This is a genomic window from Streptosporangium amethystogenes subsp. fukuiense (assembly GCF_042665875.1).
GTDB classification, from domain to species: Bacteria; Actinomycetota; Actinomycetes; order Streptosporangiales; family Streptosporangiaceae; genus Streptosporangium; species Streptosporangium fukuiense.
Map to the genome: position 1 here is coordinate 272,864 of NZ_JBHTEE010000001.1, position 12,370 is coordinate 285,233.

Annotated in this window: 12 protein-coding genes; 4 read left to right on the top strand and 8 right to left on the bottom strand. The window is 70.2% G+C overall.

Going from position 1 to position 12,370, the window contains the following annotated elements:
• The first annotated feature begins 129 nt into the window (after positions 1-129).
• On the top strand, positions 130-1,239 hold the full coding sequence (locus tag ACFQVD_RS01235) for an ABC transporter substrate-binding protein (RefSeq protein WP_343974619.1): 1,110 nt from the start codon (positions 130-132) through the stop codon (positions 1,237-1,239).
• Between the two features lie 120 nt (positions 1,240-1,359).
• On the opposite strand, the gene ACFQVD_RS01240 is transcribed toward ACFQVD_RS01235, so the two are convergent.
• Positions 1,360-1,989 (bottom strand): DUF899 domain-containing protein, encoded by a 630-nt coding sequence (locus tag ACFQVD_RS01240; RefSeq protein ID WP_343974616.1) that lies wholly within the window; start codon positions 1,987-1,989, stop codon positions 1,360-1,362.
• A 130-nt stretch (positions 1,990-2,119) separates the two neighbouring features.
• The gene (locus ACFQVD_RS01245; RefSeq protein ID WP_343974613.1) at positions 2,120-2,716 is read right to left on the bottom strand and encodes an HD domain-containing protein; all 597 of its coding nucleotides are present in this window, start codon (positions 2,714-2,716) and stop codon (positions 2,120-2,122) included.
• 125 nt (positions 2,717-2,841) lie between these two features.
• Here ACFQVD_RS01245 and ACFQVD_RS01250 point away from each other — a divergent pair, with 125 nt between their 5' ends.
• Both ACFQVD_RS01250 and ACFQVD_RS01255 read left to right on the top strand, forming a co-directional pair.
• Complete coding sequence (locus ACFQVD_RS01250) at positions 2,842-3,960, top strand: sigma-70 family RNA polymerase sigma factor (RefSeq protein WP_343974610.1); 1,119 nt, start codon at positions 2,842-2,844, stop codon at positions 3,958-3,960.
• Positions 3,961-4,025: 65 nt separating this feature from the next.
• Entirely contained in the window at positions 4,026-4,568 is a 543-nt protein-coding gene (locus ACFQVD_RS01255) for a dihydrofolate reductase family protein (RefSeq protein WP_343974607.1), read from the top strand.
• Between the two features lie 94 nt (positions 4,569-4,662).
• Here the strand turns inward: ACFQVD_RS01255 and ACFQVD_RS01260 are convergent, their stop codons facing one another.
• Positions 4,663-5,442, bottom strand: a complete 780-nt coding sequence (locus tag ACFQVD_RS01260; RefSeq protein ID WP_343974604.1) for an aminoglycoside phosphotransferase family protein — start codon at positions 5,440-5,442, stop codon at positions 4,663-4,665.
• Positions 5,443-5,690: 248 nt separating this feature from the next.
• On the opposite strand from ACFQVD_RS01260, the gene ACFQVD_RS01265 reads away from it, so the two are divergent.
• On the top strand, positions 5,691-5,906 hold the full coding sequence (locus ACFQVD_RS01265) for a hypothetical protein (protein WP_343974601.1): 216 nt from the start codon (positions 5,691-5,693) through the stop codon (positions 5,904-5,906).
• A 331-nt stretch (positions 5,907-6,237) separates the two neighbouring features.
• Here the strand turns inward: ACFQVD_RS01265 and ACFQVD_RS01270 are convergent, their stop codons facing one another.
• The 5 genes from ACFQVD_RS01270 to ACFQVD_RS01290 form a co-directional block, all read right to left on the bottom strand.
• Complete coding sequence (locus tag ACFQVD_RS01270; RefSeq protein WP_343974594.1) at positions 6,238-7,002, bottom strand: ABC transporter permease; 765 nt, start codon at positions 7,000-7,002, stop codon at positions 6,238-6,240.
• Positions 7,003-7,168: 166 nt separating this feature from the next.
• A complete protein-coding gene (locus ACFQVD_RS01275) occupies positions 7,169-8,152 on the bottom strand; it encodes an ATP-binding cassette domain-containing protein (RefSeq protein WP_343974591.1) in 984 nt (327 codons plus the stop codon).
• Positions 8,153-8,534: 382 nt separating this feature from the next.
• On the bottom strand, positions 8,535-8,990 hold the full coding sequence (locus tag ACFQVD_RS01280) for a DoxX family protein (RefSeq protein WP_343974588.1): 456 nt from the start codon (positions 8,988-8,990) through the stop codon (positions 8,535-8,537).
• Positions 8,991-9,347: 357 nt separating this feature from the next.
• A complete protein-coding gene (fxlM, locus tag ACFQVD_RS01285; protein WP_386368353.1) occupies positions 9,348-10,523 on the bottom strand; it encodes a methyltransferase, FxLD system in 1,176 nt (391 codons plus the stop codon).
• Positions 10,524-10,788: 265 nt separating this feature from the next.
• Positions 10,789-12,321, bottom strand: a complete 1,533-nt coding sequence (locus ACFQVD_RS01290; protein ID WP_386274170.1) for a CoA-acylating methylmalonate-semialdehyde dehydrogenase — start codon at positions 12,319-12,321, stop codon at positions 10,789-10,791.
• Between the last annotated feature and the right edge of the window lie 49 nt (positions 12,322-12,370).

The window sequence follows — 12,370 nt, forward strand, 5'->3', positions numbered from 1 at the left end:
ATCCCGGGAACGTCATCACCAGGCCCTACAGGAACGACGCCTCGCGACAGTCGAACAGGCGAGTCCACCGGTACCGTGGCCGGATCCGGGCAGACCGTCACCGAATCGTCGCAGGGGAGACGCCAACGCATGAATACGCCACCATCGCCAAGAGCGGAGCGGGCTGACGGATCATCCGTCCGGATCGGTGCTCTCGTTCCGCTGACTCGGCCTGGCTGGGCCGAGGCAGGCCGACACCTGCTCGCCGGACTCGAGCTGGCCGTTCGCGAAGTCAACGCCGCCGGCGGGATCGCCGGAAGACCACTCGAACTGGTGGCCCGAGACACCGCGGCCGATCCACAGCGGGCCGCGGCGGCCGTGGACGAATTGGCTCACCTGGGCGTGGCCGCCTTGGCGGGGGAGTACCACAGCGTCGTCGCCCGCGCCGTCGCCGCCAGGGCCGACGCCCTCGGCCTGCCGTTCCTCTGCTCGTCGGCGGTTCTCGACGAGCTCACCGAACAGCCGACGGAATGGGTCGCGCGCCTCGCTCCGGCGCAGTCCCACGGCTGGCAGATCTACGCGGACTTCCTCCTCGGCGCGGGCCACAGTCGAATCGCCGTAGCAGCCGAGCCGAGTGTCTACTGGGCGTCCGGGGCCCGCGTTCTGCGGGACCACCTCGCTCCACGCGGCGGCACCGTCATCGAACTCGACATGCGCGCGCTCGCCCCCACGGCCGTATGCGACGAACTCGTCGACAATCGCGCGACAGCCCTCCTTCTTCTGGTCGGTCACCCGGAGCCGGCGGTGTCGATCGTCAAGTCCGTCCGCCGCGACCAGCGCCTCGCCGAGGTCATGATCGGTGCTCCGGCCGGACAGCCGGAGTTCGCCGGATGGGCGACGTCGCTGGGCGGCGACAGCGCCGCGATCCCGTTCCTGCGCTACCTGCCCGAGCGCCTCAGCCCACTCGGCGCACGAGTCGAGACGGCCCTCCGCGAGCGGCTGGCCGAAGCGCCCTCCTTCGTCGCCTTCGAGGGCTACGACACGATCGCCGTCCTCGCCGATGTGCTGCGTTCTCACGGCACGGACCGGGCGCGCACCGCCGAATCCTGGCCGCGCGTCGCGGTCGAAGGCACCCGCGGGCGGATCCGGTTCTCCCGCACACCGGGCATCAGCGTTTGGCAATGGGCTTGGGCGCCGATCCAGGTCGTCGATCGAGATCCGGCGGAACCCGATCGCTTCCGGATCCTGCACACCGGCTGAGAGAGCACGGGCGGAGGAGGTCCGCCTGCGAGGCACGAATACCGGGACCGCGCCGGGCGGTTCGAGATCCCGGCGCGTATCCGAGAGTGCCCCGTCCGGGGCACTCCTCGTGCGGCCCGCCTACCCGTACGTGGGGTGCTGCGGCCAGCCGGGCGGGGAGTCCTCCCAGTCCTGCTGCCGGCCGTACGGGGTGAGGTCGAGGATGTTGTTGGCGAAGAGGAGCCGGTCCACGCCGCGGGAGGTGGTGTTGTAGGTCCGGTAGACGTCCTCACCGTCGCGCAGGAACACGCTCAGCATGAAGCCGCGACCGGCGCCGCAGTCGTCCGCGAACGAGGTGCCGTGTGAGGACACGAACGGCAGGGTCCAGCCCATCCGCGCCTTGTACGCCTCGATCTGGGCGAGCGGCATGTTCGACACGGTCACCCAGGTGACCCCGAGCTCGGCCGGCCAGGCCAGAGCGGCCACCGGGACGTTGTTCGTGAACCCGGTGCAGCCCGGGCAGTAGTGGTCCGGCCCGTTGTCCATGAACTGGTAGACGACCAACTGGTCCCGGCCCTCGAACAGGTCGAGCAGGGTCTTCGTACCGGTGGGCGTGTCGAACGCGTACCCGCCGGCGAACTCGACCATCGGGAGGCGGCGGCGCCGCGCCGCGAGCGCGTCCTGGGCGCGGGTGGCCTCCTTCTCGGCCTTGAGCAACTCGTCGCGGGCCTGCTGCCATTCCCCGGCCGAAACGATCCTCGGTTTCTCCATCCGCCGATTGTGCGCCGAGGGTCCGACAAAATCCCGCGGGCGGCTCCCGATCGCCGGCTCGGTGTTCGCCACTCGGACGACGGCGCCGGAAAGCCCGACACCGGCCTGACCCGCACCGGTCGACGGCGCCTCACACCACGGCGTAGCCGTACGCGGCGACGAACGGCGCGAGATCGGGAACTCCGAAGCCCTCGCACATCGACTTGAAGATCACGGCCTTGTCCTCACCGAAGCGCCGGACCCGAGTGGCGTAGGAGGCGGCGGAGACAAATGTCGGGGGATCGGTTTTGCTGTGAAACTTGTCCGCGTACATTACAAGTTCTTCTTCGGCTGATTCCGCCAGGTAGTCGGCGGCCGGCAGCGGGAGGTTCTGCCTCCGTACGTCGTGACGGCTTATCCCCATCCCGGTGTGACAGGAACAGAAGCGGCAGATCCGCTCCGGGAACCCCTCGTCACGGAGGAGTTCGTAGCCGAGTGTCCCGTGACGCACATAGCGTGCGTGATCGAGCCTTCCGGCCTCGTCGTACAGCCGGTACACCCCGATGTCGTGGAGCAGGCTGCCGGCCCGCACCAGGTCCGCATCGAGATCGGAAGAGGTGCGCGCGAGGAGCTGTTCCGCGATTCCACACACGATTTCACAGTGGGTGTGGACGAGATCGAACGCCTCCCGGGTGGGGGCGTACTTCGCGTGCAGCGCGCGAATCTCTCCGTCCGTCGGAATCCGCATGCCGGGAGTCTAGCCACCGGTGACATGGTGTTCCGCGGCCTCGTCGCCGCCGAGTTCACCTCGGTGCCATGGGCGACCGGCCCGGCTCCGGCGGGCTTGGGCGGCCGGAACGCCGGGAACTGTCGGTGCCGCGATCTATCGTGGCGTTCTCGCCCGCGGGGCCGACCGGTGGCCGAGGCGAGGACGGAGGGCGGTCGGTGGGCATGGGGGACGACGGCTTGGTCGTGGCCGCCGCGCGGGCGGGCGACGAGTCCGCGTTCGCGGCGCTCGTCGAGCGTCACCGGGGAGAGTTGCGGGTGCACTGTTACCGGATGCTGGGCTCGTTCGACGAGTCGGAGGATCTGGTGCAGGAGACGTTCCTGCGCGCCTGGAAGGGCTTCGGGGGTTTCGAGGGGCGCTCGACGTTGCGCACCTGGCTGTACCGGATCGCGACGAACGCGTGTCTCGACGCCCTCGACGGCCGGGCCCGCCGGGTGCTCCCGCATCATCTGGCGGCGCCGTCGGACCCGAGCACCGACCTGCCGCCCCGTACCGACATCGCCTGGTTGCAGCCGTTCCCGGATCGGCTCCGGGAGCCGGCCGCGCCGGGCGAGGCCGAGCCGGACGCCGTGACGGTCTCGCGGGAGACGATCGAGCTGGCGTTCCTGGCCGCGATCCAGCATCTGCCGCCCAGGCAGCGGGCGGTGCTGATCCTGCGCGACGTGCTCGGCTGGCCGGCCGGGCAGACCGCGGCGCTGCTGGAGGGCAGCGTCGCCTCGGTCAACAGCGCCCTGCAGCGGGCTCGGGCGACGCTGAGGGAGCATCTGCCCGAACGGCGCCTGGACTGGGCGGCGACGGAGCCCACCGAGCGGGAGCGGGCGGTGCTGCGGCGCTACATGGACGCGCTCGAACGTGCCGATCTCGCCGCGGTGGCCGATCTGCTGGCGGCGGAGGTACGGGCGACGATGCCGCCGTACCCGATGTGGTTCCGGGGGCGCGACGCGGTCATGGCCACGCTGGCGGCGAGTTGGGACCCCGGCCTGCCGGAATACGTGGGCCGGTTCCGGATGGTGGAGACCCGGGCCAACGGGTGGCCGGCCGCGGCGGCCTATGTACAGGGGCCTGATGAGCATGTGCACCGTGCCGCCGCGATCGGGGTGCTGCGGATCGAGGACGGCCTCATCGTGGAGCTGACCGCCTTCCACGACCCCGGCCTGTTCGCGGCGTTCGCACTGCCCATGACGCTGCCCCCGACGGACCGATGAGTTTTCCGGTGATCCGCCGTCTCAACGGGGGTCAATCGAGAACCGATCTTCGCGGAGGACAGGTCATGGCCAAGATGCTCTACTCGGTCACCATGTCGCTGGACGGCTTCATCGCCGGCCCGGGTGGTGACATGTCCTGGTTGACCGAGCACCTCGGGCCCGACCCGACGGTGGACGAGCTCATCGGCGAGATCGGTGCTCTCCTCGTCGGCAACCGCACCTTCCGCGGCGACGATCCGCACGTGGGTACCGACGGGGAGGGCAAGGCGTTCGGCGGGGGATGGACCGGGCCGCAGTTCGTGCTCACCCATCACGCTCCCTCCGCACCGGTGCCGGGGGTGACCTTCGTCGGCGACCTCGGCAGCGGCGTCGCGGCGGCCAAGGCGGCCGCCGGGGAGAAGTACGTCAACATCCTGGGCGCCGACGTCGCCCGGCAGTGCGTCGAGACGGGGGTGCTCGACGAGATCCTGGTGTTCGTGGTGCCTGTCCTGCTCGGTGACGGCGTCCGGTTGTTCGACCATCCGGGTGGCACCAATGTCAGGCTCGAACGCCTCAGCCTGACCCACACGCCGCAAGCGACGAGCATCTGGCTACGCGTCGTCCGGTGAACCGTCCGCGCTCGGAGGCCGGAACATGGGTCGGTCGCATCCGCACCGGTGTGTCCCGGCCGCCGCGCGTCCGAGCCAGGGGTGCTGTGCGGCCTCAGGGGCCGAGCCGGCGGTTGAAGACGGCCCGCTGCCTGTCCAGGTAGGTGGCATCCGCGAGGTACAACAGGTGGTGTCCATCGGCCAGGTGGCCCGCGAAGGCCGGGTTGCCCGCGGCGGCTTCGGCGTGCATGAAGTCCACCAGGGCGTGCAGGCGGGCGATGACGGTGTCGACCAGGCCGGCGCGGCCGGCGGTGTCGAGCCCGTAGCGGTCGCAGAAGAGGCGGGCACGGTGGGCCTGCTCCTCGGCCGTGCCGAAGCCGCCGGGGTTGGCGGGCGCGGTGATGGGCGCCCAGCGGTAGGCGGCGTAGGCGATGTCCCAGAGCCGGGGGCCGGGGTGGGCGGTGTCGAAGTCGATGATCCCCACCACCCTGTTGCCGTCGAGGACGCAGTTGTACGGGGCGTAGTCGCCGTGGCAGATCACCTCGGCGGGTGTCCGGGCGGCCGACATCCAGCCGTCGGTCGCGTCCTGGGCGTATCCCACGGTGCTGTCATGGTAGGAACGCAGCAGCTCGGCGGCGCTCTCCAGCGCTTCCGTGGACATGACCGCGGGGGTGAGCGGGTCGTTGCCGACCTCGCCCGGAAGGAAGTCCAGGATCTCGAAGCCGTCCCCGGTCACCTCGTGCACCGCCGGTGACGCCGTGAAGCCCCGCGCGCGCAGGTGCCGCAGTAGGTCGTGGACCCGGGGGGACCACGGTCCGGTCGGCCGCCGCACGGTCCCGCCGATCCGCACGACCTCGTTGACGCCGCCGCCGGTCAGAATCTCCTGATCAGACATCAGTCGCCTTCCCTCGGGTTCCCGTCTCATCTCCGCCCTGTCCGGCTTACCCCCGGACGATCGACCTTAGAGCGCGTCCCATGGGTCGGTATCCGTATCTCCTCAGCCAGAGGATGGACGGCCGGCCGAGAGAGTACAGCCTGCTGCACCTTGCCTGTCCCGTTGGCGGGATCGTCGGCAGCGGTGATCGTTCGTAGCGTCGACACATGGCAGGAGAGCTGTCGATCCCATCGAGTGAGGAGCACACCGTGACCGATCCCCACCGCATCCTGGACACCTCCAAGACGGCGCGGCCCGCCGGGATGCTGCGTCCCGTGCTCTGGCTCCTGCTGGTGGTCAGCGCGGCTCTCAACATGGTGACCTCGTCCATCGACGTCAACGTCTTCGTCGGCATCGGGTTCGGGCTGCTCACTCTGGCGTGCGCCGCCGCACTGATCGTCCACCACTACCGGTACCGACGCTGACGAGCACCGCCCGTACCTCCGCCGCCGGCTGGGCGGCCGCTCTCCAATGGGGCCGCGCGTCATGCCCGGTCACTCCTCACCGTGCGGGGACCCGTACCTGGGCCAGGCCGGCCATCGGCGGAACCGGTCTCTTTTTCATCACATGATCCGACATGGCGGCGTGGAAGGAGAGCCCCGCCACCGCGCCTTCCTCGCACACGTCGACCCCTTCCCCCAGGTAGGTCCGTACCGCGAAGAGCCTCGCCCTCCGTTCAAGGGGCGAGGCTCTTCCTCTTCCGCGCGCGGATGGAGAGGGGCCGACCGGACACCTGCCCGCTTCGAGGGCGCGGTGTCAGATGCCGCGGCGCATCGCCCTGGTGCCCATGGCCAGGCCCACCGCGGCTACGACGCAGGCCCAGAGCATTCCGTACAGCACCGACAGGTCCGCGAACCGGCCGGAGAACAGTGCCCGCTCCGCCTCGACGATGTGGGTGACCGGATTCAGCGCGGCGGCCGCCTGGAGCCACGCCGGGCCGAAGTCCATCGGCAGCAGCACGCCGGAGAGCAGCATCAGCGGGAACAGCACCAGCTGGGTGACCCCGTAGAACAGGTTGCCGCTCGGGCTGGACGCGATCGCGAGGACGAAGGAGAGCGAGCCCAGGCCGATCCCGAAGACGACCAGTATCGCCAGCCCGGTCAGCACCCCCGGCAGGTGCGGCCGGAAGCCCAGCGGCACCGCGAGCACGATGATCAGCGCGGCCTGGGCCAGCAGGATCACGAACTCCTTCATCGTCCGGCCGACCAGCATCGCCGTGCGGTTCAGCGGGGTGACCAGCATGCGCTCCATCGAGCCGCCGATCAACTCCACCAGCAGGGAGTATCCGGCCATCATCGGCCCGGACAGGCACATCATGATCAGAATGCCGGGCACGAACCACTGCCATGGCGACCCCTGGCCCTCGAAGCTCTGCGTGCCGGCGAGCAGCGGACCGAACAGGAAGAGGAAGAGCAGCGGCTGCCCCATGGTGAAGAGGAGGCCGAGGGGTTCGCGCAACACGGGGACGAACTCGCGGGAGAACACGGTCGAGGTGTCACGGAGGAAGAGTCGTACGCTCACGGGGTGACCTTTCTTGCCGGTGGGGGGATGCGGCACGCCGTTCGGCGGGAGGGACGCGGCGCCGACGGCCGGGTGTCGCGCGGGTCGTGGCCGGTCGACGCGGGGTTGCTCAATGCGGGGTTGCTCAATGCGGGGCCGCTCGGTGTGAGGGGCGCGGCGCCGGCGGTCAGGCGCCGTGCGGCGCGGTCCCGTGGCTCTCGTCGCTCTCGCGCAGGCTGCGGCCGGTCAGCGCGAGGAACACGTCGTCCAGCGTGGGCCGGGCGGTCTCCGCGGTGGCGACCTTCACCCCCGAGGCATCCAGGGACCGCAGGTACTCCGGAAGTGTCCTGCCCGCGTGGGGCACCCGCAGCCGTACCGTCCTCCGCTCGACGGTGACCGCGTCCGATCCCGCGATCCGTGCGGCGACCTCGGCGGCCCTCGCCGCCTCCGGCTCGTCGTGGACGGTGACCGTGACGCGGTCGCCGGCCAGCTCGCCCTTCAACTGCTCGGCGGTTCCGTCGGCGATGATCCGGCCGTGGTCGATGATCACCACCCGTTCGGCCATGGTGTCGGCCTCCTCCAGGTAGTGAGTGGTCAAAAAGAGGGTCGTGCCGTGTTCCGCGCGCAGCCGCAGGATGTGCTCCCAGATGTTGGCGCGGCTCTGCGGGTCGAGGCCGGTCGAGGGCTCGTCCAGGAAGAGCAGGCCGGGCCGGTGGATGAGGCCCAGGGCGATGTCGAGGCGGCGGCGCTGGCCGCCGGAGAGGGTGCCGGGCTTCCGGGTGGCCAGCGCCTCCAGGTCCAGCAGGGCGAGGACCTCGTCGGCCCGCCGCCGTGCCTCGGCCCGCCGCAGCCCGTAGCAGCGCGCCTGGGTGACCAGTTCGTCGCGGACGCGGAAGTTCTCGCCCGCGCTGCTCTTCTGGCCGACGTAGCCGATGCGGGCGCGGACCCCGGCCGGATCCGACACGACGTCGCGGCCCGCCACGGTCGCGGTTCCCGAGGTCGGCGGGAGCAGGGAGGTCAGCATGCGCAGGCTGGTGGACTTCCCCGCGCCGTTCGGGCCGAGGAAGGCCACCAACTGGCCCTCCGCCACATCGATGTCGAGACCGCGCACGGCGTCGACGACCCCTTTTCCGACCTTGAATCGCCGGGTCAGTCCTCGGGCATGGATCATCGTCCCCTCCTCGGGGTGGTCGGTTGCCGGCATGCCGAAGAAACCCCTGGTCGGGGGGTCGGCTGGAGATGATCCATCCTTACCCACGCGATCCGGATCAGGCAAACGTGAAACGTGCATTCACATTTGGGCTGACCTGCGGAAACTCGTTCTCCCTCGGATCGGCGAAGGGTCCTTTCCGCCGCCTGTCCGAACCGGGCCCTCCGTGCTGACCTGGGCTTTTCCCAATCCCGCCGGAGCACGGAAAAACAGTGTGGAATTTCCGTCCCGCTCGGGAACCCGGGCCCCGGCGACGCCCACCTGAGCCGCCGGAACGCGAAAGAGCCCCAGGCGCCGGATCGGCGCCCAGGGCTCCCGTACCCTGCTGAGGGAGATGCGCTGCTCAGGTTCCCTCGGCGTGCGCGGGGGCGTGGATCGGGCGAGGGACGGTCAGGGCGTCGCGACGGCGCCGGAGCAGGGCGTCGATCGCCCAGGGGCCGGGGCCGAGCACGGCGATGATCAGGAACGACCAGCAGAACAGCGCCGCGAGCTCGCCGCCGTTGCGCAACGGCATGAAGTCCTGCGGCAGGTGCACCACGAAGTACGCGTAGGCCATCGAGCCCGACGCGAGCGTCGCGTTGACGCGAGTGAGGAACCCGGCGAGGACGAGCCCGCCGCAGACCACCTGGATGAGCGCGGCCCACCAGCCGGGCCAGGCGCCGAACGCGAGGGCCTGGCCGGTGCCGCGGTTGCCGCCGAAGACGCCGAACATCGACGCCAGGCCGTGGCACAGGAAGAGAAGACTTGTCACGATGCGGAAGAGCGAGAGCACCGGCCCGTCGAATCGGTTGATCTGCATGGAATCACCTCTGATTTTCATGGCGCCGCGTATCCGTTGTCTCCACACGGCATCGCCGGGCCACGCTCCGCCCTCGCACCGTACGGCTCGCTGACACGGCGGCCCGTGTCCTTGTGTAGCCCGTTGTCAATGACTATGCGTCATGGTAGGTCGCCACGGATGCGATGTCTGGAATCGGCGCTCAGAGCTGATCTGTAAGGGGTGAGTTAAGTACGAAAGCCGCAGCTAAACTAAATAAATCGACCTTTACCGACATTTGTTCTACTTAACTATTTAATGTACGTTTCAATCATGTGGTTCATTGGCGCGTTCCAGAAGCGGTCGCGGAGCGGCGCCCGCGTCCGCGGGGCGTGAAGGTCAGGAGTCCCGCCACGACAGGGCCAGGGTGGTGTGGCGCTTGCGGAGGAGCAGCCCGCCGTGTGGAGGATCACCCAGGTAGGCGTCGATACGGAGTCCGGCCGTCATGGGGCGATCCGCCATGTCCCACGCCTGGACGTGGGTGACCAGCTCGCCCGCGAGCCGCAGCCTGTCCGGCCCGTGGCCGCGAACGATCAGGGTGCCGTCCGGCGACGGCTCCAGCATGCAGAGGTTGTCGCGCTCGACGATCCCGACGGCCATCCGGAACCCGGTCAGGTCGAGCGGAGGCGAGGCCAGCCACCCGGGTCGCGCCTCCGACATGGTGCACCACCGGGGCTCGTGCACCGCCAGCCAGAGGCTCAGCCCGTCGAGGAGCTGGGACAAGCCGACACTGATCTCGGTGGAGAGCTCGACCACGGGTCCGTCGAGCGCCGCCAGCACGTCACCGATCTCACTCGTCTCGGGCAGCGAGATCGTCAGGTCGGACTCCCGGTCCAGTGCCAGCGTCGTCTCCGGGCCCGCGAAGGGGCCGCGCATCCGCATGAACCCGCAGGGCAGCACCGAGCGGCTCGTCCAGTGCCCGTCCGCTCGCTCCATCGCCACCGAGCGCTGCACCCCCCGCAGGTCCAGCGGGGCCACCAGGCGTCCGCCGGGCCCGAGCTGCTCGAGCCAGGCCGGGGCCAGGTCCCACACGCCGACGGTGGCGATCACCCGGTCGTAGGGCGCCCCCGGCGGGAATCCCCCGGATCCGTCGGCGCACACCAGCCTCACCTCGGGGTGTCCCGCGACCGCCAGGTGCTCCCCGGCGAGCGTGACCAGCTCGGGGTCGATGTCGACGCTCACGACCTGGCCCTCCGGCCCCACCAGGTGGGCGAGGAGCGCGGCGTTGTAGCCCGTTCCGGTGCCGATCTCCAGCACGCGCTGCCCCGGCTCCACCCCGAGCTGGTCGAGCATCAGAGCCATGATCGCTGGCTGTGAGGAGGAGCTGATCGGCTGGCCGTCCGCGTCGCGTTTCGTGACGATCGCGTCGTCCTGGTAGACGGTCTCCGCCGGCAGGTCCGGCAGGAAGACATGTCGCGGCACCGCCCGCAGCGCGCCGGTCACGACCTCGCTTATCCCCCACGTGCGCACCTGTGAGACCAGCTCTTCCCGTAACGCGTGCCACTGAGCCATCATCGACCTCCGTGCCCTATGCGCATCTGGTGCCCTGAGTTATATGCCCCGAAGACGTGACGTTCCCGTGGCGCACCGATGTCCGGCGTTCCGTACCGGAGGTGGAGGGGGAGGAGACATGGGGCCCGGGGGCCGTGACGGTACTCCGCATGCGAGTGCCGCGCAACGCCCGCCGACACGAGAGGCCGGCGGGCGGCTCCTGTCTTCCGGCCGAGAAGAGAGGACCTGGAAGACCAGAGGCGGACGACATCACCGCGGGGAGGTACGCCTACCCGTTGGTGGGGAAGCCGAGGTTGACGCCGCCGTGGCCGGGGTCGAGCCAGCGGGAGGTGACGACCTTGCCCCGGGTGTAGAAGTGCACGCCCTCGGTCCCGTGCACATGGGTGTCGCCGAACAGCGAGGACTTCCAGCCGCCGAAGCTGTAGAAGGCCATCGGCACCGGGATCGGCACGTTGATGCCGATCATGCCGACCTCGACCTCGTTCTGGAAGCGCCGGGCCGCGCCGCCGTCGTTGGTGAAGACCGCGGTGCCGTTGCCGTACTCGCCGCTGTTGATCAGCTCCAGGCCCTCCTCGTAGCAGGAGACCCGGACGATCGCCAGGACCGGGCCGAAGATCTCCTCGGTGTGCACCCGCGAACCGGCGGGCACGTGGTCCAGGACCGTGGGCCCCAGCCAGAAACCGGAGGTCTCGGCCGCCGCCGCGCCGCCCAGGACCGGGGTCCGGCGGCCGTCCACCACCAGCTTCGCGCCCTCGGCGACGCCCAGGTCCAGGTAGGAGACGACCTTGTCGCGGTGCGCCTCGGTGACCAGCGGGCCCATCTCGGAGCGGGGGTCGTCGCCGGGGCCGACGGTCAGCTCCGAGACCCGGGAGACGATCCTGTCGACCAGTTCGTCGCCGACCGGGTCCACCGCCAGCACGACGGAGATCGCCATGCAGCGCTCGCCGGCCGAGCCGAAGCCCGCCGAGACCGCGGCGTCGGCGACCAGGTCCAGGTCGGCGTCGGGCAGCACCAGCATGTGGTTCTTGGCGCCGCCGAGCGCCTGGACCCGCTTGCCGTGACGGGTGCCGGTCTCGTAGACATACCTGGCGATGGGCGTGGATCCGACGAACGAGACCGCGCGCACGTCCGGGTGCTCCAGTAGCCGGTCCACCGCCTCCTTGTCACCCTGGACGACGCCGAAGACGCCGTCCGGCAGCCCGGCCTCCTTCCAGAGCCGGGCCATCAGCAGCGACGCCGAGGGGTCCTTCTCCGACGGCTTGAGGACGAAGGCGTTGCCGCAGGCGATCGCGATCGGGAACATCCACATCGGCACCATGGCCGGGAAGTTGAACGGGGTGATCCCGGCGACCACGCCCAGCGGCTGCCGGATCGAGTAGGAGTCGACCCGGGTGGAGACGCCCTCGGAGAAGCCGCCCTTGAGCAGGTGCGGGATGCCGCAGGCGAACTCCACGACCTCCAGGCCGCGGGCGACCTCGCCCAGCGCGTCGGAGTGGACCTTGCCGTGCTCCGCGCTGATCAGCGCCGCGAGCTCGTCGCGGTGGGCGTACATCAGCTCACGGAAGCGGAACAGCACCCGCGCCCGCCGGGCCAGCGAGGTGTCCCGCCAGGCGGGCCAGGCCGCGACGGCGGCGGCCACGGCCGCGTCGACCTCGGCTCTGGAGGCCAGGTGGACCTGTCCCTGGACCTCCCCCGACGCCGGGTTGAAGATCTCGCCGAGTCGCGCCGAAGGTGTGCTCCCGGTGCCACGGGGGGAGTCCCCGGCGGGGACTCCGTCGATCCAGTGAGTGATGTTCTTCATCTAAATCCCTTCAGCGTGGAGACCCCGCCTTTAGGCGTGGGAAGGAAAC